Below are 22,920 nucleotides of genomic sequence, written 5' to 3' on the forward strand. Positions count from 1 at the left end.
ACATGACTCCTCCCGCTCGCCGAGACGGCACACCGGACAAGCCCGAGAAGGACGAAACGTTCTACATCTCGTACGCGAAGCCGGCAAAGAAGCAGAATGTCCGTTTGGACAAGCGACGCGCAAATGCCGCGAAGAATGAGCTCCACCCGCTGGATGACAACTGGTGGGACGACAACCCGCAGGATAAGACCCGCAAAACTGAGGGGATCCGTCTGCAGAAGGTGTTGGCGCAGGCAGGTGTGGCGTCTCGTCGTCACGCAGAGGCCATGATCGACCAGGGCCGCATTGAGGTCAACGGCAAGATCGTCAACGTGCAAGGCATGCGTGTTAACCCGAACGTGGACATCATTCGCGTGGACGGGGAGCGCATCAACGTCAACGAGGAGCACGAATACTTCGTGTTTAACAAGCCGCGTGGCGTGCACTCGACGATGAAGGATGAGCTTGACCGCACCTCGGTCGGCTCCTACCTTTCGGAGCGCACCGCCGCGGGTCAGCGTCTGTTCCACGTGGGACGCCTCGACGCCAACACGGAGGGCCTGTTGCTGTTGACCAACGACGGTGAACTGGCGAATCGTCTGATGCACCCGAAGTACGAGGTGTCGAAGACCTACATGGCCACTGTCCTGGGTGAGGCGAACAATGCGCTGGTCAAGCAGCTCAAGGAGGGCATTGAGCTTGACGACGGCCCCGCGAAGGCCGACTACGCTCAGATCGTGGATGTCCACAATGGGCAGTCGATCATCCGAGTGGAGCTCCACGAAGGCCGTAAGCACATTGTGCGCCGCATGCTGAAGGAAGCTGGCTTCCCGGTGCAACGACTGGTTCGCACCAAGTTCCACACGGTCCAGCTCGGCGAGATGAAGCCAGGCATGATGCGTGCGCTCAATTCCTCCGAGCTTGCGTCGCTGTACAAGGCGGTGGGGATGTAATGGCAGACCAGAAGATTTCCAACTTGGCTGACGGCGGGCTGATTCTCGCAGTGGACGGCCCGTCCGGCACCGGTAAATCTACGATGTGTCGCGCGTTAGCGAAGAAGCTCGACGCGAAGTATGTGGATACGGGTGCGATGTACCGCGTTGCCACCCTGGCCGTCTTGCGCGCTGGTGTCGACCCGGTTGATACGGATGCGGTGATCGAAGCGACCGCTGATCTGCCGCTTGAGGTATCCGACGATCCGGATTCCACCGCAGTGTTGTTTGCAGGTGAGGATGTTGCCCGCGAGATCCGAGGACCGGAAGTCACCCAGCACGTTTCTGCGGTCTCTGCGATCCCGCAGGTCCGCGTGAACCTTGTGGAACTGCAGCGCAAGTTGGCCCGCGAGGCCGGCCGCGCGATCGTGGAGGGCCGCGATATCGGCACTGTCGTGTTGCCGGATGCTCCGGCAAAGGTCTACATGACGGCAAGCGCTGAAGTACGTGCGAAGCGTCGCTTCGATCAGGATGTAGCCGCTGGCCGTGACGTGGACTTTGATGCAGTGTTGGCGGATGTGAAGCGGCGCGACGAGGCGGACTCGTCACGCAAGACCAGCCCGCTGCGTCCCGCTGACGACGCCGAGATCGTGGATACGTCTGAAATGACCCCGGATGAGGTGCTCGCTGCGCTGACTGCCGTGGTGGAAAGGAGCGCACGATGAGCGACAAGAGGAACATTGAAGACGGTCTCGAGCCGGAGACTCAATTCATCCAACCCGGCATCGATGCCTCTGGCTACGACGACCTTGAAGCCTATGAGGTCGATGCGGACGACGCTGAGTACTACGACGACCTCGAGGACTTCGATGAGTCGGAGTTCAGCGAGGCCGACTTCGGCGACGATACCGATGCTGGCGACGAGACCGACGACTACACCGACGAAGAATGGGCCGAAATCGAAGCCGAATACGGCATCATCCGCCCGGACGTGGTCAAGGAAGCGTTGCCGACGGTGTCTATCGTAGGCCGCCCGAATGTGGGTAAGTCTTCGCTGGTAAACCGGTTCTTGGGTCGTCGTGAAGCAGTTGTGGAGGACCATCCCGGCGTGACCCGCGACCGTGTGAGCTACATGGCGGAGTGGAACGGACGTCGTTTCTGGGTGCAGGACACCGGTGGCTGGGACCCGGACGCAAAGGGCATCCACGCCTCGATCGCGCGCCAGTCCGAGGCAGCCATGGAGACCTCGGACGTCATCGTCATGGTTGTCGACGCAAAGACCACCGTGACCGAGACAGACATGGTGATGGCCCGCAACCTGCAGCGCGCTGAGGTGCCTGTCATCCTCGTTGCAAACAAGTTTGAGTCCGACAGTCAGTGGGGCGAGGTCGCCGAGTTCTATTCGCTGGGTCTTGGCGATCCGTGGCCGGTCTCTGCGCTGCACGGCCGCGGCGGTGCCGACGTGCTCGATGAGATCCTGCGCAACTTCCCCGAGGTTCCGCGTGCTGCCGCGTCGGTCACTCAGGGCCCGCGACGTGTTGCACTTGTGGGCCGCCCGAACGTGGGCAAGTCCAGCCTGCTGAACAAGCTGACCAAGTCCAATCGCTCTGTCGTGGACAACGTCGCCGGCACCACCGTCGACCCGGTCGACGAGTTGGTGCAGTTGGACGAGGACCTTTGGACGTTCATCGATACCGCCGGCCTGCGGAAGAAAGTTAAGAACGCCCAGGGCCACGAGTACTACGCATCACTGCGCACTCGCGGCACGATCGAGGCCGCTGAAGTGTGTGTGGTGCTCATCGACGCCTCCCAGGAGATCTCCGAGCAGGACCAGCGCGTGATCTCGATGGTGCTCGAAGCCGGTAAGGCCATGGTGATCTGCTTTAACAAGTGGGATCTGATGGACGAGGATCGTCGTTACGAGTTCGACCGCGAATTCGACCTGACCATGGGCCAGTTGAAGTGGGTAACCAAGCTCAACATTTCCGCGGACACCGGTCGTGGTCTGCACCGCCTGGAGCCAGCGATGAAGGAAGCGCTGGAGAACTGGGACAAGCGCATCTCTACCGGCCAGCTCAACAACTGGCTGCGTGAGGCGATTGCCGCGAACCCGCCTCCGATGAAGAACAACCGTCTGCCCAAGCTGCTCTTTGCCACCATGGCGACGACGCGCCCGCCGACAATCATTCTGTTCACCACGGGCTTCCTCGATGGCGGTTACCGCCGCTACCTTGAGCGCAAGTTCCGCGAGCAGTTCGGCTACCACGGCACTCCGGTGCGCATCGCGGTGCGTGTGCGTGAGCGTCGCGGAAAGAAGTAGGCAGGACTATGGACTCGACGGTCTATTCCGCGCCCTCAGATCCGAAGGGGCCGTTGCCCCTGATTGTTGCGCTGCACGGTCGTGGCGATAATGGGCGGAACTTCCTCGGCGGTACCGGCCTCGTGCAGGCCAACGCAGTGGTCGTTGCGCCGACGGGTGCCGGTCTGGCGTGGGCTCCTGCGCCGTATGCGCTGAACACGATTGAGCAGGACAAGGCGCGTATCGACGACATCATCGCCCAAACCAGCGAACACTTCGACATCGACCCCGAACGCATTTACGCCGTTGGTTTCTCCAATGGTGGCGGTCTCGCGGTCTACTTGTCTACGCTCAGCGATACCTTCGCGGGTGTTGCCTCTGTGTCTGCGGCTGTGCGCTGCACCGAGGCGCAGATCGAGGCAGCCGAGCCGGTGGACTACCTCAACATCCACGGCACCCACGACGACGTAGTGCCATATAACGGCGAGGTCCGGCCGGGATACGGAAGCCCCGCTGAGGACGGCATTCTCGGCGCTCCCGAAGTGGTTGCCGCGTTTGAGCGTCGCAACAGCGACAAGGCTCGTACCCTGCACCACCGAGTGGAGGGCATGGGCCACGAGTGGCCTACCGGACCGTGGGCTGCGCATCGTGGCATCGACGTGACCGAGGAGATCTTCGACTTCTTCGGGATTGAGAAGCGGACCGATTTGTTTTAGCAGCCCGCTCTATCGCCGGTACACAAACGCGTCCGTGCGGTAGGGCAGCGGGATGATTTGTCCCTCATCGAACCCGAGGCGCTCGTAGAGGTACCACGTCAGATTCGCCTCCATCTTTGCTCGGGTGCGCTTGGAGGCTTTCAGCCAGTACGAGCGTGTTGCCATGAGCTCGAAGCAGTGCTCGACCGGGATCTGGTCCACCCACTCGGTGCGAACCTCGCGCTCGAGTTGCCACGGGGCGTGCACGGTGGGGTAGAAGCCTTCGCGCTGCACATCACCCGAGTGCATGATGCGGCTGAGCCGCAGCACCCAAGGGTGATGTACCGCGAGCGTATTCCAACACAGGACAAGGCAACCGCCATCGCGGATGACGCGGTCTGTCTCAGCGCTGGCCTCTGCCGGGTCTACCCAGTGCCAGGTCTGTGCGCACGCGATCGCATCGACGGCATTGTCCGCGAGCCCCGTCGCTTCCGCCGTCGCCCGCCACACGGGCACCTCCGGCAACTGGTGATGGAGTACGCGTGTCATGTCGGGGGAGGGGTCGCAGGCGTAGACGGTGCGGTGGTCGTCGATAAGCAACTGCGTTAATTTCCCAGTGCCGGCGCCGACGTCGCACACGACATCGGCGCCGTCGAACAACTCGGCAACCTCACGAGGATACGACGGACGCGCGTCGTGGTAGCGATCCGCATCGCGCACAAACGCACTCGCCGCGGTGTGTTGGTGAGCGCGGTCACGAAAGGTCGGCTGCGACTTCTTGCTCGGACCTGGCTGTGTTCCGCTTATTGGCATGATGCACTAATCTACCTGTCGTGTTTTATCCGGAGCAGCAGACGTAATGGGCAAAGTTTCAACCGTCACCGCGGCGGCGTTGTCCACAGTCCTGCTCGTACTCACCGGCTGCTCCGGAGGGGACGGAAGCGTCAAGGAACCCGGGGTAACAACCAAAGCACTGCCCGCTGCGGACGACGTGCGAGAGGTCGAACCGTGGGGTCCAGCCGGGGTTGATCATCGCAACATCACCGCGGGTGGGTTGAAGCGCGACTACATCGTTTCCATGCCCGCGGGTGCCCGTCAGCGCGACCGACTGCCCGTCATCTTCGTGTTCCACGGCTACAAGGAAGACGCCGAAAGGATACGGAAGAACTCAGGGCTCGATGCTGCCGACGCCATCGTGGCGTACCTCGACGGCAAAGACTCCGCCTGGGCGCCTGCACCATACGCCTCAACCTCCGGGCAGCAAGACCTGGCGTTCGTCGACGCCGTCCTGGCTGAGATTGAAGGTGAGTTTTCAGTTGACCGCTCCCGTATTTTTGCGGCGGGGTTCTCGAACGGTGGGGGCTTCGCCGCGTTTGTGGGTTGCCAACGACCACAGGCATTCACAGGCATTGCCACGGTTGCAGGCGCATATTATCAACGCGTTTCTGCAGGCTGTTCCCAGATCCCGATGATGCACGTCGATTTGCACGGCACGGGCGACAATGTCATTGCCTACAACGGCGGGCAACGCCACGCCACGGCATACAACTCGGTGGAGGAAATGCTTCACGAGTCCGCGTCGCGCAACCACTGCGACGCCCGCCACGAAGACATTGAGGTAGCCCCTGGCGTTATCCGCGAGGCGTGGACAGGTTGCGACGCCGAACTTGCCCACTACCGCATCGAAAATGGCCCCCACGTGTGGCCAGGCGGCGCCGGTGACTCATCTGGGACGGTGCCGAAAGGCTTCGCCACCGACGCCATGCTGAAGTTCTTCCGGCTCGGCCGGGCGACGCAGCAGTAGCGCACTGCTTGACGACGACCACCCGAACAGGCGCGGTTACGCACGTTTCAGCGCCACGCGTTGGGCAATTCCGGCACACTGGAACGCATGATTTATAGCTTCGAGGGCAAAACCCCCAAGATTCATCCATCGGCGTACATTTCTGACGAGGCGACGATTATCGGCGACGTAGAGATCGGTGAGGACGCCAACATCTGGCCCGGCGTGGTCATCCGTGGCGATGTGGGGGCAATCCGTATCGGTGCACGTGTGAACGTGCAGGACGGCTCAGTCGTGCACGTGGACACGGATGGGGAGACAGTGCTGGAAGAGGACGTGACGATTGGCCACCTTGCGATGATCCACGGTTGCCATATCGAGCCAGGCTGCCTGATCGGGATGAATGCGACGGTGCTGTCGCGGTCGTGCATCGGCAAGGGCAGCATCATTGCCGGCGGGGCAGTGGTACTGGAGGGGCAGCAGTTGCCGGAGTTCTCTCTTGCAGCAGGTGTGCCGGCAAAGGTCAAGCGCGCACTCGAGTCGGACACCTTTGAGGCGCGGTTGAGGCACGCGGCGTATTACGTGGAGCTGGGCCGGCGGGCAGCGACAGGTCTCATGGCGGTGGACCGGGCGTCGCTTGCGTAAAACTTCACACTAGAACTGCTGTGAAAGTCACATCAACGGGAGTAACGTGACTGGCATGACATTCAATAACGTAACAGTACTTGGTGCAGGTGTCCTGGGCGCGCAGATCGCTTTTTGCTCTGCGTTCGCGGGCAAGAAGGTACTGTCCTACGACATTAACGACGAAGCACTCGCGGCCGGCAAACAGCGTTTCGACGCCATCGGTGAGCAAATGAAGGCGGAGCTCGAGTCCGCTAACGACGAAACCATCGCGGCGGCGCACGAAAACCTCACCCAGACCTCGGACCTAAAGGAAGCACTAGCGAACGCGGACCTGGTCATCGAGGCGATCCCGGAGAACCTCGAGCTCAAGCGCAAGGTGTGGGCCGAAGTGGGGCAGTACGCCCCGGCGACCACCGTCTTTGCCACCAACACGTCGACGCTCATGCCGAGCAAGTTCGCGGACGCGACGGGTGCGCCGGAGCGCTTCTTGGCACTGCACTTTGCCAACCACATCTGGATTCAGAACACCGCCGAGATCATGCCTCACGAGGGCACCGACCCGAAGTATGTGGACCAGCTTGTGGAGTTTGCGGAGCAGATCAACATGGTGCCGGTCCCGCTCAAGCGCGAGCAGCCCGGCTACGTGCTGAACACCCTGCTGGTGCCGCTGCTCAGTGCCGGCATGTACCTGCTGCACCACGACATCGCTGACCCCGTCGACATCGACCGTGACTGGTGCAACTCCACCGGCTCCCCGCGCGGGCCGATTGAGATCATGGACCTTATTGGCGTGCGCACCCTGGTCGCCGTGATCGAGTCCAACGACAACGCCCCGCAGTGGCAGAAGGACTTCGTTGAGACGACGCTGAAGCCGATGGTCGCAGAAGGTAGGACCGGCCTGGAAGCTGGGCAGGGGTTCTACACTTACGACGCGAACGGCAAGATCGTTTCTTAGAGCATCTGCTCAATCAAAGCGCGACCGCGGCCGTGCTCCATCGGAGCAACAGCGTCTTTCACCCGGTCGAGTAGCTGAAACGCACGGCATACCCGGAGAAAGTTCTCCAACGTTGCGCCGTGTCCCTGTTCCAAACGGCGCAACGTAGACACGCTCACGTCGGCGCGGTACGCGGCCTGTTCGATAGTGAGCCGGTTGAGGCGGCGCCAGCGTTGCAAGGCTTCGCCGATCTCGCTTAGCCCGCCTTTGACTGCGCGCGGGATTCTCCGGCTACTCATTTTTGACACATTTACAACCATATTCTGTCATTTTTGAGTAGTTGGGCGGAAGTTGCTAGAGCGCCAGCACGCGTACCATGGGAGACTCCAATTCAATTTGAAAGAAGAGGGTGCCCACATGAACCGCGAAATCGTTTTCATCGTTTACGTGACCGACATTGATAGATCGGTCGAGTTTTACTCAGACCTCCTGGACCTGGAGACTGACTTTGTTTCACCCCGCTACGTGACGTTCGCTTTGGCGGACGGTGTTGCCCTCGCACTGTGGACCGGAAACTCGGAGGCGCTTGCCGACGCCCCGGCACGCACCACCGAAGTGTGCCTCAACGTCAACGGGGAAGAAGTCATGGACGTGTTCCAGTCCTGGTCTGACAAGGGGGTCCATGTCATCAAAGAGCCGCACCAGGACGTGTTCGGAACGACGTTTGTCGTCGCCGACCCCGACGACAACCAGATCCGAGTCGCACCTATCGACTAGGAACGCCGCGCAAGAAGAACCACCGACCCCCAGAAGAACTTTGTCGACTGGCAGGATCTGCCCCCATTAACCGAGGTATTCCACAGAAGAAGAAAGGCCTGGCAGAGACGTTATGTTTCGTTTCTAACCCTGATTCGCACCTTGCACTGAGACGTTTGCCTCGCGAGCGCCTAGGCAACCTCCTATGATTCGCATCCGGAGGAGCGGCCTATCGAAACCGTGTTCTAGCGCTGGGAAGGTCTCACCGGTTGAAAACGGTGAGCATCCCTGAAGCCACCAGAAGGATCGGATTCACGATGGAGGAGTTCGTAGTTCTCATTGTTGCGGATGGACTCGTGGCGTTATGGATGAGGATCTCGATGTTGACCCAAAACAACGAATCGACCCCGAGGCTAGGATCTGTAGAACATGGCAAACCCGGTACTACGCGACGCGCTACCCGAGCTGGCTGCTCAGTGGAATGAATTCCGGAACGGGGATCTCGGACCAGCGGACGTGACCACGGGATCGGGCCGTAAGGTCTGGTGGAATGGGGCCTGTGGTCACGAGTGGGCGGCGACCGTGGCTAGCCGGGCCCGAGGGGCAGGGTGTCCCTACTGCTCTCCGGTGGGGAGGAAACGGTTGCTGGTGGGATTCAACGATCTTGCAACCATAAATCCTGATCTGGCAAGACAGTGGCACCCGACGAAAAACAAGGGGACCACTCCGGAGGACGTAACAGCTCGTTCCCACTCCCGGGCCTGGTGGGTCTGTAGCGAGGATCCGCGCCACGAGTGGGAGGCAACCGTTAAAGACCGGGCATTCGGTTACGGGTGTCCTTTTTGTTCGAACCAGCGGGTTCTAGCGGGGTACAACGACCTAGCGACCGTGCACCCGCACTTAGTGGATGAATGGCACCCTACAAAGAACGTAGGGCTGGCTCCATCGGAGGTCGCTCCGGCTGGAAAGACCCGTATTTGGTGGCTGTGCCATGCAGATCCACGACACGAGTGGCAGGCGACAAGCGGCGATCGGTTGAGGGGGTATGGTTGCCCCTACTGCTCTGGCAACGCTGTTCTGGCAGGGTACAACGATCTTGCGACTACGCATCCGGATATTGCCGCAGAGTGGCACCCGACGAAAAACGGCAAAAGGAAGCCAAGTGAGGTTTCCAAGGGCAGCATGACTAAGTACTGGTGGTTGTGTCCGCTTGGGCACGAGTACTCCCAGCTCCCCAACAGCCGCACCCACGGGCGGGGATGCCCGTACTGCTCGAATCGCCGTGTGCTTATGGGATTTAATGATCTCGCCACGGTAGCACCCGCAGTTGCCGCCGAGTGGCATCCCAAAAACAAGAACACCCCGGATCGGATCCTTTCCGGATCCCATTCCAAGGCGTGGTGGATTTGCAAGGAAGGGCACGAGTGGCGAGCGCAGATTAAGTCTCGAAGGGACGGCAGAAACTGTCCGTACTGTCGCAAACCCTGGTCGCTGGCAGAAAAAGAGGTTTATGCATTCGTCGTTGAACACGCCCCCGGTGTCGAAGTGCTGGAAAATGACTCCAGTCTGTTCACCCTTGGAATGGAATTGGACATCTTCGTCCCTGAACTAGCGCTTGGGATCGAGTTCAATGGCGAGTACTGGCACGACGAGTCCCGGGATCCTCGGATTCGGACCCGCCATGAGAGGAAACAGACTGTGTGCGAAAGCAACAGCATCCGGCTAGTCATTGTCTGGGAAAGCGATTGGCTGGAGCGCCCGGGCGAGGTCGAAGCGGAGCTCCGAAAGATCTTGAGAGGCGCCCCAGTACCCGGCTGGATGACTTACGCCAGAACCTAAGACCATCTTCAGATGAGTAGCGTGGAACACGCCCTGAAATGGGGAAACGACGAAAGCCAGTGATTGAAAATCAATCACTGGCTCGACTTTGTCGGACTGACAGGATTTGAACCTGCGACCCCCACACCCCCAGTGTGGTGCGCTACCAAACTGCGCCACAGCCCGATCCGCTACCTAAACGGTAACTGCGAAAATATTACAGCACTGTCACACGGACCCAAAACCGGCAGGTCACGGGTCAGCGGCCACGCCGTCGACGTAGACCCAGCGCCCGGCGCGGCGCTCGAAGCGGGAGCGTTCCCGCATCACGCCGCCGGGGTGGTGGGCGGCGAACTCGACTACGCCCTCGGCGTCGAAAGGTCCGCCGCCGGCGGTATCGAGCACCTGGAGCCGGGCAAACGGCTCCCCGGAGGGATCCACGGCCAAGTCCGCGGGCCGGGTCTCATCGGCCCAAGTCTCCGCGACATAGGCGCCCGCGCCGCGCACGTAGGCGGTGTATCGCGAGCGCATCAGCGCTTCAGCGGTGGGCGCGGCGGACGAACCGTCGATGTAGCGTCCGCAGCACGCCTCGTACGGCAGGCCCTGCCCGCAAGGGCACAACCCCCGCACGTCAGTCCAAAGCCCGGATGCGTCAGCCATTACTTGCCCAACCGTTCTGCGCGGTGCAGTTGGTTCTGGCGACGACGGCGCTCAAGCGAGGCAGTCTCCGCAGTTGTTTCGATCTCGCCCTTGGCCACGTAGCCGTCCACGGTGGATGAGGCACCGGCGGTGCGCAAGGTTTCCACCTGGTCGTCGGTCAGGTCGCCGTAGAGGGTGATCAGGCGGGTGAAGGTGCCGTCGCCGTTGTGGTTGACTTCCACGCGGACGTCGTCAAGCGACATGCCTTTGGCTGCCTCGCGCACTGCCTGAGAACAGGACACGGCGAGTGCAGACATGTACAGGCCTGTGGAGGTGACACCCTGGCCCTTGCCTCCGGTGTTCTTCGAGCGGTCCGTGGTGATGGCGCGGTTAGAGGTGCGCACCACGTCGCCGTACTTCGTGCCGCGGGCAGAGTAGGACACCGCGTTGTCGTCGGTGGTCTTTGCCGGTACGAATAGTGGCTGGAGGTACTGCACGGCCCAGGACCCGATGATGTCTGCAGCGCGTTGTGCAGTGCCTTCGCGGGTGAGTAGGTGGTCTGCCTTGTCCAGCGTCATAAGTGACTTGGGGTAGCGGGCCTTGGTGAAAATATTCTGCGCGTTGTCGATACCGACGGTGACGTCGATAGGCGAGTGCACGATGAGCAACGGCTTGCGCAACTTCGGCAGGTATTCTTCTGGGTTGGTCTCTGCGAGGTCTTCGAGGAATTCGCGCGAGATGATCAGTTCGCGCCCGCCGAGGGTGACAGGGACGGAGCCGTGCATGTCGGCGTCGCCGATGGAATGTGCGTAGTGCAGCACCGAGTGGGCGGGGTCGAACGGCGCGCCCACAGTGGCCACCGCCTTGAGCATCTTCTTCAGCTCAGGGCGGGTTGCTGCCTTCAGCGCAGCCGCGCCGCCGAGGGAGTGGCCCATCAGCAGCTGCGGGGCCTTGTAGTTCTCCTCCAGCCACTGCGCTGCGGCGACGATGTCGTCGACGTTCTGCGAAAACGACGTGTCTTTGAATTCGCCTTCAGACTGGCCGAGGCCCGGAAAGTCGAACCGAAGCGTGGCAATGCCGTGCTCGGTCAGGCGCTTGGAAATGCGCGATGCGCCCGGCGTGTGGCGGGACCCGGCGAAGCAGTGCGCGAAGATCGCGTATGCCTGGGCCGGCCCGTCCGGTCGGTCGATGGTGCCTGCCATCATTTTCCCCGTTGACGAGGGGACTTTCACGTTCATCGACAGCATGGTTTGGCTTCCCTCCTTAATTATGACCATCAGCGTAATCGTGTCACCATCAATTTCGCACGTTGGCGCACCCCTTCAGCGGAACGTTGCGTCAAACCGCATTATCCTTAAGCCTTATGGGCAAATTCGACTGGTTCTGGAAAGCCATGGGCTCCACGGCGGAGCGCAACAATAAGAAGTCCAAGGCTGTCGTCGCTGACGCACATGGGCTCATTGAGGAGCTTTCGCTTCTCGACGACACCGCGCTCGCCGAAACCGTCCGCGCCGCCGTCACAGATGGGGAGGTCAAGGACAAGTCTCGTTTCCTTGCCGGGTTGTCCGTTGCGTCGCAACGCACGCTCGGCATGACTCCGTTTAACGTGCAGAACCAAGCGGTGCTTCGCCTACTGGAAGGCGACGTGATCCAGATGGCCACCGGCGAGGGCAAGACCCTGGTCGGCGCGATGGCTGCCACGGGTTTCGCACTGCAGGGCAAGCGCGTCCACCTGATTACCGTGAACAACTACCTTGCGGCCCGTGACGCGGAGTGGATGCGCCCGCTCGTGGAGTTTTTTGGGTTGTCGGTGGCTGCGGTGACGGAGTCGTCGACACGCGAAGAGCGCATCGCGGCCTACCGCTGTGACGTCATTTACGCCCCAGTGACCGAGATCGGCTTCGATCACCTGCGCGACAACCAGATCACTTCCCGCGACCAGACGGTGCAGGCGCCGGCGGATGTTGCACTCGTCGACGAGGCGGACAGTGTGCTTGTCGACGAAGCCCTGGTTCCACTCGTCCTCGCCGGCTCCGAAGGCGCCCAGCAGGCCACCGGGCAGATCACCGAGGCTGTCGCGCACCTGGTGGAGGACAAGGACTACACCATCGATTCAGATGGGCGCAACGCGTTTCTTACCGACGAAGGTGCACAGAAGATCGAGCAGTTGCTGGGCATCGACTCGCTGTATTCCGACGAGAACATCGGCACCACACTGGTCCGCGTGAACTTGGCACTCCACGCTAAGGCGCTGCTGATCCGCGACGTCCACTACATCGTCGAGGATGGCAAGGTCGCACTTGTCGACGCCTCACGTGGCCGAGTCGCAGAACTCCAGCGCTGGCCAGATGGGCTGCAGGCTGCGGTTGAGGCAAAGGAAGGCCTCGACGTGTCCGAGGGCGGGCGCATCCTCGACTCGATCACGCTGCAGGCGCTCATGCGCCGCTACCCGCTCGTGTGCGGCATGACCGGCACCGCCGTCGAGGCGACCGACCAGCTGCGCAGTTTCTACGGCCTGCACGTCTCCGTTATCGACCGAGCCAACGAGCTCAAGCGTTTCGACGAGGCAGACCGGATCTACGCCACCATGGCGGATAAGAATGCGGCCATCGTCGACGAGATTGAGCACATCCACCACACTGGCCAGCCGGTGCTCGTGGGTACGCATGATGTGGCCGAATCTGAAGCGCTCGCGGCAGCACTCGAGGCGCGTGGCATCGACGTCAACGTGCTCAACGCGAAAAACGATGCAGAAGAGGCACGCATCATCGCAGAAGCCGGCGACATCGGACGTGTCACCGTCTCGACCCAGATGGCCGGTCGCGGCACCGACATCCGTCTCGGCGGCGCGAACGAAAACGATCATGCCGAAGTTGCCGCCCTCGGCGGTCTTGCGGTCATTGGCACCGCGCGGCACCGTACCGCGCGTTTGGACAACCAGCTTCGCGGCCGTGCAGGGCGCCAGGGCGATCCAGGCTTAAGCCTGTTCTTCGTCTCCCTTGACGACGACATCATCACCACCGGAGGTGCCGACGAATCCTTCTCTGCGCAGCCTGAACCGGATGGGCGCCTCACCGGCAATCGAGCCCAGCAGTTCGTTGAGCACTGCCAGCGCGTCACCGAAGGCCAACTGTTGGAGATCCACTCCCAGACGTGGAAGTACAACAAGCTTCTCGCAGACCACCGCGACATTCTCGACGAGCGTCGCGCCACCATTTTGGATACTGACACCGCGTGGCGAGAACTCTCTGAGCGCTCCCCGCAGCGCGCCGCCGAACTGTCGCAACTACCGCAGCCGGTTCTCGACCAAGCAGCGCGCGAAATCATGCTGTTCCACCTCGACGCAGAGTGGTCCGAACACCTCGCGCTGATGGACGATGTCCGTGAATCTATTCACCTTCGAGCTATCGCACGCGAGACCCCGATCGATGAGTACCACCGCATTGCTGTGCGCGAGTTCAAAGACCTCGCCAACCGTGCGGTTGACCAAGCGGTAGAAACCTTTAACACCGTGGATATCGATGAATCCGGGGCGCATCTTGCTGATGCAGGATGGAAGCGACCAAGCGCCACATGGACCTACATGGTTTCGGATAATCCGCTTGCCGGGTCAGGCAATTCGGTCATTAGTGGCATCGGCAATATTTTCCGTTAAGTCACTAAACACCACCCAATCCCGACTTGGGCGGTACTATTGCAGAAGTTCTCAATCTCGACTCGATAGTCAAGGAGTTAGTCATGAGCGACAACACGCCGCAGAACCAGGTCGAAACCACCTCGGTATTCCGAGCAGACCTGCTCAAGGAGATGGAATCTGGTGCCGCGGCATCTGTGGATTCCGCAGCAGGAACCGAAAACCTCCCCGAAGGTGCGGCGCTGCTCGTCGTCAAGCGTGGCCCGAACGCTGGTGCACGCTTCCTGCTCGACCAGGAGTCGACCACGGCAGGCCGCCACCCAGAGGCGGATATCTTCCTCGATGACGTGACCGTGTCTCGTCGTCACGCCGAGTTCCGTGCCAACGAGGATGGCTACGAGGTTGTCGACGTCGGATCGCTCAACGGCACCTACGTCAACCGCGAGCCGCGAAACACGCAGCAGCTGACCAATGGCGATGAAATCCAGATCGGCAAGTTCCGACTCGTATTCATCACCGCGGAAGCCTAAGCTTTCCGTTCATCCTTAGCCCGACGTCCCACGAGAAGAAGAGCACGATCACGTGAGCGCAATCCGCAAGACCGCACCGCAACAAACGGCCGCGAAGCAAGCCAAGCCCAACAAACCGGCAAAGACCATGTCGATTGGTGTTGTGCTTGAGCGTTTGCGGACTGAGTTTCCGGACGTGACCGTCTCCAAGATCCGTTTCCTCGAATCCGAGGGACTGATCACACCGCAGCGCACGGCGTCGGGCTATCGCCGTTTTACTGACCAGGACGTGGAGCGTCTGCGCTACATTCTGGTCACCCAACGTGACAACTACCTCCCGCTGAAGGTGATCCGCGAACAGCTTGAGGCCATGGATTCCGGCCAGGTCACCGCAATTCTGACTGCAAACGATGCTGAGCCGATGATCTCTCCGGAGAACTTCCGGGCCCCGGCACCGACGCGCCTGACCGACGTGGATGTTGCGGAACAGGCTCAGGCTTCGCAGTCCACGGTTGAGGAATACATCAAGGTCGGCCTCATCACCCCAGACGCGGCAGGCCTGTTCAATGTCGACGATGTTCGCACTGTCACTACCGCAATGTCCCTGGCTGAGTTCGGCTTGGACTCGCGTCATCTGAAGACGCTGCGTACTGCTGCCGCTCGTCAGGCTGACATGATCGGTCAGGTCACCGAACCGGTTGCAAAGTCCGGCAAGGTCAATGCACAGCAGCAAGCAGAAGAGATTGGCCAGCAGATGTCCGCGCTGGTGGTCTCGCTGCACGCTTCGCTGGTGAAGAACGAACTACGCAAGCAGTCCGGCAACTAGTCGTCATGGAAGCAGTCGAGCTGGTCGGGGTGTACCCCGTCGGTCCCGAGCAGTACCTTTGCGCATTGCTGCAGCGATCCTCTAACGGTCGCTGCATTCCTGTCTGGGTGCCAACGCATGAGGGTGGGGAATTGGCTGCCCGGCTTTCAGGGTGGTCGCCAATCCGCCCCCGCACCATAGATGCCGTTGTGGATCTGATTCGCAACACCGGAAAAGCAGTAGAAACCATTGAGCTGTCTTCGTACTTAGAGGGCATGTTTATGGCAACCGTGTCGTTTGCGGACGGCTCTGAACTGGACCTGCGGGCGAGTGACGCGCTTCTGCTTGCGCTTGAATTAGACCACGAAGTCAGCGTTGATGACCTCGTAGCAAGCCAGGCATCGATCTACCTTTCGCCGGAAGACGCGCAGCGTTTTCTTGGTGCTGAACTCAAGGTCATTGATCCGCAGGAATCTGTTTCAGCAAGCGGCGACGCCCAGGCTGACGCTGATTTTGAAGAGCTCATGCGCAATCTTGGTGTGGATGACCTCGACACCGGTGATACTCCTGATACTGATGGGGACGATGGGGCAGACGAGGCGAAATAAAGTCTCAGTGTAAAGTTGAGGTTGAGAGTTCGGCGTGTTGCGCGTGAAACTCTTGACCCAGGTCCTATGCTTGGCATTTAATAGTCAGCAGGCCCTCATATAACTTTCATGGGAGTAATTACGTGAGTATCAACGATCTCAACCAGGTAGGCGAGCAGGAGACCACCTCGGCTGCGGTGCAGGAATCGCTTTTCGACGTCGGTCCGTCCGACGAAGTCGGCTACCGCGTACCGATCGCATGCCAGGTTGCAGGCATCACCTACCGTCAGCTGGATTACTGGGCACGCACTGGGCTGGTTCGCCCGTCGATCCGTGGCGCAAAGGGTTCTGGTTCCCAGCGTCTGTACTCCTTCAAGGACATCTTGGTACTCAAGATCGTCAAGGGTCTTTTGGACACCGGCATTTCCCTGCAGAACATTCGCCTCGCGGTGGACAAGCTGCGTGACCGCGGTGTCTCCGACATTGCGGAAATCACCCTGGTCTCCGACGGAGTAACCGTCTACGAGTGCCGCTCCAACGAAGAGATCATCGACCTCCTTGGCGGTGGCCAAGGCGTGTTCGGCATCGCGGTGCCGCAGATTATGAAGGAACTCACCGGCACCATCTCCGCGTTCCCGTCCGAGCGTGTCGAAGAAGAGATCGACGCTCCAAACGTCATTGGTTTCGACGAGCTGGCTGATCGCCGTCGTCGCAAGACTTCCTAAACAGGCCACACAACAAAGGCCCGGGCTGGGTACTCCCTCCAGCCCGGGCCTTTATTGCTTGCCGATGTTAGTCGTCAGAACCCTGCGGCCTGCTTCACCGCATCCGCGATGTTCTCTGCAGTCTTAGCGTCGACCTGTTTTTGGGCAATCTGCTCCAATGCCGCATCCGGATCGCCGTCTCCGACACGTACCACGGTAAGGTCCAGGTTGTTGCCCGCTGCCTGCCGGAAGCCGTCAATAAATGCTGCGTCATCTCCGGCATCAGCGGTGCCGGTGGTAACGAGCACAATTCGCATTGGCGCATTTGCGTTGCCGTATGCAGCAGCCGCAGCCTGGAGTGCTTCGCGAGTCTGGGGGACTCCGCCGACGAGGAAGCGACGCACTGCCACGTTGACCGACTCCGCATCAGGGGAGACGGAGATGTTTTGGCGGAAACCATTCACCACACCAGGGGTCAGCGGTGAGGAGTAGTTCCACAGACCTACTTCCTTCCCTGCACCGCCAAGTTCAAGCGCGGTATTGCCAATCGCGTCCTTGGCTGGCTCGATAAACGGTGCCATTGCCTCAGAGGTGTCAAGCAGGAACAACGTGTTGACCGGCTCGATCACCTTTGTAGCCTCAGCTTGATCGCCGAGCTTCTCTCCACCAGAAGGCAGGGCAGCAGCCCAGACCAGATCCGAAATCACCGGCTGATCTTTCTCGGAGCCATCGAACTTCTCGGCTGCGGCACGTGCGAAGTCCTGGCCAGCGCGTGCTTGATCCTCGTTTACTGCGTCGTTCTGGTTCAACGGGATCGCCGCGTAAACAATGTCTGCGCCGACTGAGGTAAATGAAAGACCTTCCGGAACACTGTCCTCCGCAGTCGCCACAAGCTTGCCGTCTGCTCCTGCGAAGTCCGCCAGCTTACCCAGACGCTGATCGGTGAGAGCCTTCACAGCATCATTGTCGTTGCCGGCGACCTTTGCCGCCACCAACGCGGAAGCCTCAGGCTCTTCCTCAACAGGGAATAGCACAGACTCGGTCTTCACGTCCTCCAACTTCACCTGTTCGGTGCCAGCGACACCTACAGGTTCACTATGGACGGCTTGGGGATCAGCAACCGCTGCAGTGCGCTCAGCCGACTTCAACGCAGTATGCGTAATCGAGGTATTCGGAGCGATATAGACTGCTGCTTCCTTGATCGAGTCAACATACTGCGGCTTGATGCAGTAGTCCCGGACAACGGGGTTGGCGGCTGCGTAGTCGTCGATAAGTGCACGGCCCACTTTCTCATCGGAAGCGGCGACCGGCAGAACCAGATCACCGGATACGCAATCAGGAGCTGCAGCGCTCGAGTCGGCGCCGTCGCGCTGCCACAAGACCACTGCAAGCACTGCTGCTACAGCGAGAGCGACAAGCAGGGCGATAAGCCAACCCGCTAGCCTGAGATTGTTTTTACCGCTTGCGTGCCTAGCCATTGTGGTCGTAGCCCCTTCAACGTCGAACGATTGAGAAAACCTGCTCCGAGCTTAGCTGTCCAACGCAGCTTCTACGGTCGCGACAAGCCTGGCGCGCAGTGGAGCAGCGGCTTGAGTCAATGCCCGTTGACGCGCAACGTATTCCGCTTTACCTTCAGCGGTTTCTATCGCGACAACATCAAAGCCCAACTCTCGGCAGTCGTATGGCGACGCTTCCATATCCAAGCGCCGAGCCCGTGCCGCAAGCTCAAAGCAATCCAGGAAAAGCTCGCCAGGTACCAGCGATCCTAACTTCAACGCCCACTTGTACAGATCCATGCTGACATGTACACAGCCAGCTTGGTCGTGATCAGGCTGAGACTCGCGAGTAAGAACAGTCAGATTCAGCGGACGCGCTGCAGGGGTGAAGAAACGAAACGCGTCATAATGTGAGCACTTGATGTGGTGAGACTCAACCACGTCGTTGGTGCCCTCTGCTCCAAGGCGAAGTGGCAAATCGTGACGCGGACGGTCGGTCTTATACACCATCGCCCACTCGTGCATGCCGAAGCAATCAAAGTGAGCAGGACGCGTATCGACGGCACGCAGCAGCCGGCCAACCATCTCCACATCATTGCGTCGATGCTGGAGGAAAAGGCCTAGATTCAAGGACACGGTTCCGTCAGGTGCTGTGACGTAGTCGCGCCAAGACGCTTGCGGTGTATCCGCAGCCTGCGCGAGAGCGACCCCAACCCCTGGATGCCAGTGCTTCAAATGCGACGGGCGAACGGGGTAGTACTCAAAGAGGAAGTCCCATACTGGGTGGTACTCGCCATGCGCACGCCGAGCCGCGCGGGCGTCCGCCCAAGGAGCTGCACGCTGCTCGTGCTCGCGTATACGTACGAGATATTCCTCCGGTTGCAGGGTTGTGGTCATACGCACGCTGACTATTCGTTTTCGTGTGTCCAGTCCGACACCGTACCCACGTATTCCTCGATGAGGTCTTCGAGGGCGACGATCCCGACGAGGCGGCCGTTCTCATGCACTGCCGCCATGTGCGCTGAACGTCGGTGCAGCAAAGTAAGAGCGTCGTCCATTGACTCGTGGCCGTCGACTGTGATGAGCGGTCGAATGCGCGATAGCGGCACGCGAGGATCCTTCTCATCTGTTTCCATCAAGTCCAGAATGTCCTTCACATGCAGGTAGCCCGCCAGGGATCCAGTGCTGATCAGTACCGGGAAGCGTGAAAAACCGGTGTCTTGCACTGCCTGCTCGATGATGGAAAGACGGATGCCGCGCGGGTCGTAGGGGATCGTCTTTACCTCTACAAGCGGGATGAGCACCTCGTTGAGGCTGCGGGAATCCTGACGCAACGCCTTTGCCAAACGGACAGTTTCCTCGGCATCCAGGAGCCCCTCTTTGCGAGACTCCTGAATCATTGTGGCTAACTGCTCCTGGTCGACAGTGGAATCCAACTCGTCGCGCTGTTGGATACCGAACGCAGCTAATGTCTGACGAGCCACCCAGTTAAGTGCTTCCAGCACGGGGCGGGGTTAGCTTCATCCAAACCGTCATCGGTCTGGTCAGCCACATTGCGGATTGCTCAGGCCCCGCGATGGCAATATTCTTCGGCACCATCTCGCCGAACAAAATGTGCAGGAAAGAAATGAATGCAAGCGCAATAACGAACGAAATTGGATGCAGAATATCTGCCGGTACACCCAGCGCGAGGAACGGCTCCTCCAGATATTTTGCAATCGCCGGCTCGGCAACCTTGCCCAATATCAGCGAGGCCACAGTAATGCCGAACTGCGCACCAGCCAAGTAGATGGAAAGGTGCTCGGTTGCGTACATCACGTCCTGGGCTTTGGTTTTGCCTTGGGCCTGGAGTGACTCGAGACGGTCGCGGCGCGAGGATACGAGAGCGAACTCGGCTCCAACAAAGAATGCGTTAGCAGCGAGGAGGGCGACAATCAGGACAACAGCGAGCCAGATACTCATCGGTCGGCCTCCTCAGGGGTAATCGGGCGCAGCATCGCTTTATCCACACGGCGGCCGTCCATTGCGGTGACCTGGGCAAGCCATGATCCGGCGCCTGCCGATTGGAACTCCTCCTGCAGCGAACCGAACGTTTCGCGCAGGACGACCTCGTCGCCAACCTTCGGGATGCGACCGAGTGTTGCCATGATCAGACCGCCCAACGTCTCGTAGGGGCCGTCGGGTGCTGTGTAGGCGAGGCGCTCTTCGAGCTCGTCGAGACGCACGAGCCCGGAGACCTCCCATGAGGTGCCGTAACGGACAAAGTCCTTTTCGCTTTCGCGGTCATCGTATTCGTCGTACACCTCGCCAAGAATCTCCTCAACGAGGTCTTCGATGGTAACCAGGCCCATGGTGCCACCGTATTCATCGGCAACAAGCACGACCTGCGAACCAGCAGAGCGCACCCGGTTCAGCACGGAATCGCCGTCCAGCGTGCCCGGGACGATTGGGACACGCCGGGCAAGCGTGGCAAGTTGTGTGGTCGCACGCTCGTCGGGTGGCACGGAGAATGCGTCCTTGATGTGGACGACTCCGAGGGTGTCGTCGAGATCGCCACGCCGCACTGGGAAACGCGAACGCCCAGTTTCGCGAGCAAGTGCGATCAGGTCGACAACAGTATCCTCCGCGTCGAGGGAGTCGATGGTGGAACGCGGCGTCATCACCTCTTCAGCTGTGGTCTCGCCGAAGCGCAGTGATCGGTCGATCACTGCAGCGGTCTCAGCATCCAAACCACCAGCCTCTGCCGACGAACGCACCATGGCGCCAAGCTCCTGAGAAGAGCGGGCCGAGGCAAGCTCGTCGGCAGGCTCGATACCCATCTTGCGCACAATCCAGTTAGCGGAGGTATTGAGAAGGTTGATAAACGGCTTCATCGCCGTGTTAAACCAGTGCACCGGTGGCACGACCACGCGAGCTGTCGCCAGCGGGTCCGTAATAGCCATGTTTTTCGGTACAAGCTCGCCGAAAACCATCGACAAAAACGTTGCGATGACAAGGGCCAAAATAAGTGCGACAGTGGTTGAGGCCGACGCACTAAGTCCGACGGCCTCCAACGCAGGGGTGAAGAACTTACCGAGTACAGGCTCGGCAAGGAAACCTGCCGCCAGCGTCGTCACCGTAATGCCGAGCTGGGCGCCTGAGAGGACGAACGAAAGATTCGCGTGATCACGCGCGATAGCGCGGGCTGTAGCATCCCCGCGTTGTTTAACGTGGGCATCGATTGTGGAGCGCTCGAGCCCCGTCATGGCGAACTCGATTGCGACGAACAACCCGGTAGAGGCTGTCAGCAATACGAACGCCAGAAGAGAAAGTATGGATATGAATATGTCCATGTGTGTTGATCTGCGCCTTAGCGGCCGTTACTCCTTCGTTTGTTCTCTCCACGACGACCCTGCGAGTTGCTGCGTTGCCCACGTGTAGAACGGGAACGTCCAGCGCGGCTCGATCGTTGCGACGACCGACGCCCAGCGCGGGAACCTTGCCCGCCACCACCACGGGGAGCCTGCTTCGGAGCCCCCGGCGGAGGCAATGGCTTTCCATCTGCGACACGTGCTCCTGTAATCGTAACCAACGACTCCGACATTGGAGCCACTCTGACCTCCGGAGCCTTCACGCCTGCCTTGCGCATCAGTTGCGCGACTTCCTTAGCTTGCTCGTCCATGACGAGCGTGACCACTGTGCCGGACGTGCCAGCACGGGCGGTGCGCCCTGCGCGGTGCAAATACGCCTTGTGCTCGGCTGGCGGATCGACGTGGACGACAAGCGAGACGTCGTCAACATCGATACCGCGTGCGGCAATATCAGTAGCGACGAGCACCGGGGTGGTGCCGTCGCTGAAGCCGTCCAAGGCACGCGTACGCGCCCCTTGGGTTTTATCGCCGTGCAACCCTTGGGCATTGATGCCGACACGTCGCAGCTTCTTCACCTGACGGTCAACACCGTGTTTCGTGCGCATAAACATGATGGTCTTGCCGTCACGTGCGGCGATCTGCATCGCGATCTCATTGCGTTGCTCACGGCCACCGACCAAAAGTCGAAAATGCTCCATGGTGTCCACAGCCGCTTCCACCGGCGCAGTGGAGTGCGTCACTGGGTTGTGCATGTAGCGGTCGATGAGCTTTTGTACGTCGCCATCCAGTGTGGCGGAAAACAGCAAACGCTGACCGTTTTTGGGAGTGCGGTCGAGCAGCTTGCGTACCTGTGGCAAAAAGCCCATGTCGGCCATCTGGTCGGCTTCGTCCAGAGCAGTGACCTCCACCTGATCCAGGAAGAGTTTCTTCTGGTTGATGAGATCCTCGGCGCGCCCTGGGGTAGCCACAAGGAGATCGACTGGGGAGGCCAACGCACGAATGTGGTTATTGATGTTCACGCCACCGACAACATCGAGGACGCGTAGGCCGAGGGCGGCAGCGGGGTCGTCGAGACGCTCGCGAATCTGCGTTGCAAGTTCACGCGTCGGCGCAAGCACGAGCGCTCGCGGGTGACCCGGGCGTGATGGGGCTCCAACGAGACGGGTAAGCATAGGCAAACCGAACGTAAACGTTTTGCCCGAGCCTGTTGGACCCCGCCCGAGAACATCACGGCCCGCAAGGGCATCGGGGATAGCCGCCTCTTGGATAGGGAAGGGCTCCGTGATGCCCTGCTTTTTCAGCGTGGCGACGATTTCACGGGATAGGCCGAGGTCGGCGAATGTAGTCATTCAGATCAGTGTACGCGCGTCGTT

Annotated in this window: 22 protein-coding genes, 1 tRNA gene and 1 pseudogene; 14 read left to right on the forward strand and 10 right to left on the reverse strand. The window is 60.3% G+C overall.

From position 1 onward, the window contains the following. Nucleotides 1-2: 2 nt before the first annotated feature. The 4 genes from HMPREF2690_RS06945 to HMPREF2690_RS06960 are packed head-to-tail and all read left to right on the forward strand — an operon-like array spanning nucleotide 3 to nucleotide 3,926. Nucleotides 3-932, forward strand: coding sequence for a pseudouridine synthase (locus HMPREF2690_RS06945; RefSeq protein WP_070820499.1), 930 nt, complete (start codon nucleotides 3-5; stop codon nucleotides 930-932). Beyond that, the gene (cmk, locus tag HMPREF2690_RS06950; RefSeq protein WP_070484761.1) at nucleotides 932-1,636 is read left to right on the forward strand and encodes a (d)CMP kinase; all 705 of its coding nucleotides are present in this window, start codon (nucleotides 932-934) and stop codon (nucleotides 1,634-1,636) included. Before HMPREF2690_RS06945 ends, cmk begins: the two co-directional genes overlap by 1 nt. Continuing rightward, the gene (gene der / locus HMPREF2690_RS06955) at nucleotides 1,633-3,231 is read left to right on the forward strand and encodes a ribosome biogenesis GTPase Der (protein ID WP_070816166.1); all 1,599 of its coding nucleotides are present in this window, start codon (nucleotides 1,633-1,635) and stop codon (nucleotides 3,229-3,231) included. Before cmk ends, der begins: the two co-directional genes overlap by 4 nt. An 8-nt stretch (nucleotides 3,232-3,239) precedes the next feature. Further along, complete coding sequence (locus tag HMPREF2690_RS06960) at nucleotides 3,240-3,926, forward strand: CE1 family esterase (protein ID WP_070451561.1); 687 nt, start codon at nucleotides 3,240-3,242, stop codon at nucleotides 3,924-3,926. 9 nt (nucleotides 3,927-3,935) lie between these two features. On the opposite strand, the gene HMPREF2690_RS06965 is transcribed toward HMPREF2690_RS06960, so the two are convergent. Beyond that, nucleotides 3,936-4,718 carry a class I SAM-dependent methyltransferase gene (locus HMPREF2690_RS06965; protein ID WP_070820500.1) on the reverse strand — a complete coding sequence of 261 codons (783 nt, stop codon included), beginning with the start codon at nucleotides 4,716-4,718 and terminating at the stop codon, nucleotides 3,936-3,938. A 46-nt stretch (nucleotides 4,719-4,764) separates the two neighbouring features. Between HMPREF2690_RS06965 and HMPREF2690_RS06970 the strand changes: the two genes are divergently transcribed. From HMPREF2690_RS06970 to HMPREF2690_RS06980, 3 genes are all read left to right on the forward strand, one after another. After that, on the forward strand, nucleotides 4,765-5,709 hold the full coding sequence (locus HMPREF2690_RS06970; RefSeq protein ID WP_083320334.1) for a CE1 family esterase: 945 nt from the start codon (nucleotides 4,765-4,767) through the stop codon (nucleotides 5,707-5,709). A gap of 87 nt (nucleotides 5,710-5,796) precedes the next feature. Next, complete coding sequence (locus tag HMPREF2690_RS06975; protein WP_070615189.1) at nucleotides 5,797-6,333, forward strand: gamma carbonic anhydrase family protein; 537 nt, start codon at nucleotides 5,797-5,799, stop codon at nucleotides 6,331-6,333. 46 nt (nucleotides 6,334-6,379) lie between these two features. Then, nucleotides 6,380-7,270, forward strand: a complete 891-nt coding sequence (locus tag HMPREF2690_RS06980) for a 3-hydroxyacyl-CoA dehydrogenase (RefSeq protein ID WP_371326017.1) — start codon at nucleotides 6,380-6,382, stop codon at nucleotides 7,268-7,270. On the opposite strand, the gene HMPREF2690_RS06985 is transcribed toward HMPREF2690_RS06980, so the two are convergent. Then, nucleotides 7,267-7,548, reverse strand: a complete 282-nt coding sequence (locus HMPREF2690_RS06985; protein WP_070615137.1) for a helix-turn-helix domain-containing protein — start codon at nucleotides 7,546-7,548, stop codon at nucleotides 7,267-7,269. The two genes, HMPREF2690_RS06980 and HMPREF2690_RS06985, sit on opposite strands and share 4 nt — an antisense overlap. 118 nt (nucleotides 7,549-7,666) lie before the next feature. Here HMPREF2690_RS06985 and HMPREF2690_RS06990 point away from each other — a divergent pair, with 118 nt between their 5' ends. Continuing rightward, nucleotides 7,667-8,026: a VOC family protein gene (locus HMPREF2690_RS06990; protein WP_070615134.1), complete on the forward strand. Its 360-nt coding sequence runs from the start codon at nucleotides 7,667-7,669 to the stop codon at nucleotides 8,024-8,026. Between the two features lie 408 nt (nucleotides 8,027-8,434). Beyond that, nucleotides 8,435-9,844: a zinc-ribbon domain-containing protein gene (locus HMPREF2690_RS11695; RefSeq protein ID WP_083308957.1), complete on the forward strand. Its 1,410-nt coding sequence runs from the start codon at nucleotides 8,435-8,437 to the stop codon at nucleotides 9,842-9,844. Nucleotides 9,845-9,935: 91 nt separating this feature from the next. On the opposite strand, the gene HMPREF2690_RS07000 is transcribed toward HMPREF2690_RS11695, so the two are convergent. From HMPREF2690_RS07000 to HMPREF2690_RS07010, 3 genes are all read right to left on the reverse strand, one after another. Then, nucleotides 9,936-10,009, reverse strand: a tRNA-Pro gene (locus HMPREF2690_RS07000). A 66-nt stretch (nucleotides 10,010-10,075) separates the two neighbouring features. Beyond that, a complete protein-coding gene (locus HMPREF2690_RS07005) occupies nucleotides 10,076-10,444 on the reverse strand; it encodes a YchJ family protein (RefSeq protein WP_246819519.1) in 369 nt (122 codons plus the stop codon). 38 nt (nucleotides 10,445-10,482) lie between these two features. Beyond that, the gene (locus HMPREF2690_RS07010) at nucleotides 10,483-11,709 is read right to left on the reverse strand and encodes a bifunctional alpha/beta hydrolase/OsmC family protein (protein WP_083320335.1); all 1,227 of its coding nucleotides are present in this window, start codon (nucleotides 11,707-11,709) and stop codon (nucleotides 10,483-10,485) included. A 116-nt stretch (nucleotides 11,710-11,825) separates the two neighbouring features. On the opposite strand from HMPREF2690_RS07010, the gene secA2 reads away from it, so the two are divergent. From secA2 to HMPREF2690_RS07035, 5 genes are all read left to right on the forward strand, one after another. Beyond that, nucleotides 11,826-14,117 carry an accessory Sec system translocase SecA2 gene (secA2, locus tag HMPREF2690_RS07015; protein WP_070820502.1) on the forward strand — a complete coding sequence of 764 codons (2,292 nt, stop codon included), beginning with the start codon at nucleotides 11,826-11,828 and terminating at the stop codon, nucleotides 14,115-14,117. An 83-nt stretch (nucleotides 14,118-14,200) separates the two neighbouring features. Then, nucleotides 14,201-14,626: an oxoglutarate dehydrogenase inhibitor Odhl gene (odhI, locus tag HMPREF2690_RS07020; protein ID WP_070423210.1), complete on the forward strand. Its 426-nt coding sequence runs from the start codon at nucleotides 14,201-14,203 to the stop codon at nucleotides 14,624-14,626. 52 nt (nucleotides 14,627-14,678) lie between these two features. Next, nucleotides 14,679-15,431: a transcriptional regulator FtsR gene (locus HMPREF2690_RS07025; protein ID WP_070423209.1), complete on the forward strand. Its 753-nt coding sequence runs from the start codon at nucleotides 14,679-14,681 to the stop codon at nucleotides 15,429-15,431. 5 nt (nucleotides 15,432-15,436) lie between these two features. Next, on the forward strand, nucleotides 15,437-16,018 hold the full coding sequence (locus HMPREF2690_RS07030) for a bifunctional nuclease domain-containing protein (RefSeq protein WP_070820503.1): 582 nt from the start codon (nucleotides 15,437-15,439) through the stop codon (nucleotides 16,016-16,018). Between the two features lie 128 nt (nucleotides 16,019-16,146). Next, on the forward strand, nucleotides 16,147-16,722 hold the full coding sequence (locus tag HMPREF2690_RS07035) for a MerR family transcriptional regulator (protein ID WP_070423253.1): 576 nt from the start codon (nucleotides 16,147-16,149) through the stop codon (nucleotides 16,720-16,722). 74 nt (nucleotides 16,723-16,796) lie between these two features. Here HMPREF2690_RS07035 and HMPREF2690_RS07040 read toward each other — a convergent pair whose 3' ends face one another. The 5 genes and pseudogenes from HMPREF2690_RS07040 to HMPREF2690_RS07060 form a co-directional block, all read right to left on the reverse strand. Further along, on the reverse strand, nucleotides 16,797-18,179 hold the full coding sequence (locus tag HMPREF2690_RS07040) for a vWA domain-containing protein (RefSeq protein WP_070820504.1): 1,383 nt from the start codon (nucleotides 18,177-18,179) through the stop codon (nucleotides 16,797-16,799). A 51-nt stretch (nucleotides 18,180-18,230) separates the two neighbouring features. Continuing rightward, nucleotides 18,231-19,094, reverse strand: coding sequence for a 3-methyladenine DNA glycosylase (locus HMPREF2690_RS07045; protein ID WP_070820505.1), 864 nt, complete (start codon nucleotides 19,092-19,094; stop codon nucleotides 18,231-18,233). A gap of 11 nt (nucleotides 19,095-19,105) precedes the next feature. Further along, nucleotides 19,106-20,159, reverse strand: a pseudogene (locus HMPREF2690_RS07050) (hemolysin family protein). Continuing rightward, on the reverse strand, nucleotides 20,156-21,529 hold the full coding sequence (locus HMPREF2690_RS07055) for a hemolysin family protein (protein ID WP_070423204.1): 1,374 nt from the start codon (nucleotides 21,527-21,529) through the stop codon (nucleotides 20,156-20,158). The pseudogene HMPREF2690_RS07050 and the gene HMPREF2690_RS07055 overlap by 4 nt, the downstream one beginning before the upstream one ends. 17 nt (nucleotides 21,530-21,546) lie before the next feature. Continuing rightward, a complete protein-coding gene (locus HMPREF2690_RS07060) occupies nucleotides 21,547-22,896 on the reverse strand; it encodes a DEAD/DEAH box helicase (protein WP_070820506.1) in 1,350 nt (449 codons plus the stop codon). Nucleotides 22,897-22,920: the final 24 nt, after the last annotated feature.

The sequence above is a fragment of the Corynebacterium sp. HMSC034E11 genome, assembly GCF_001835905.1.
Lineage (GTDB): Bacteria > Actinomycetota > Actinomycetes > Mycobacteriales > Mycobacteriaceae > Corynebacterium > Corynebacterium coyleae.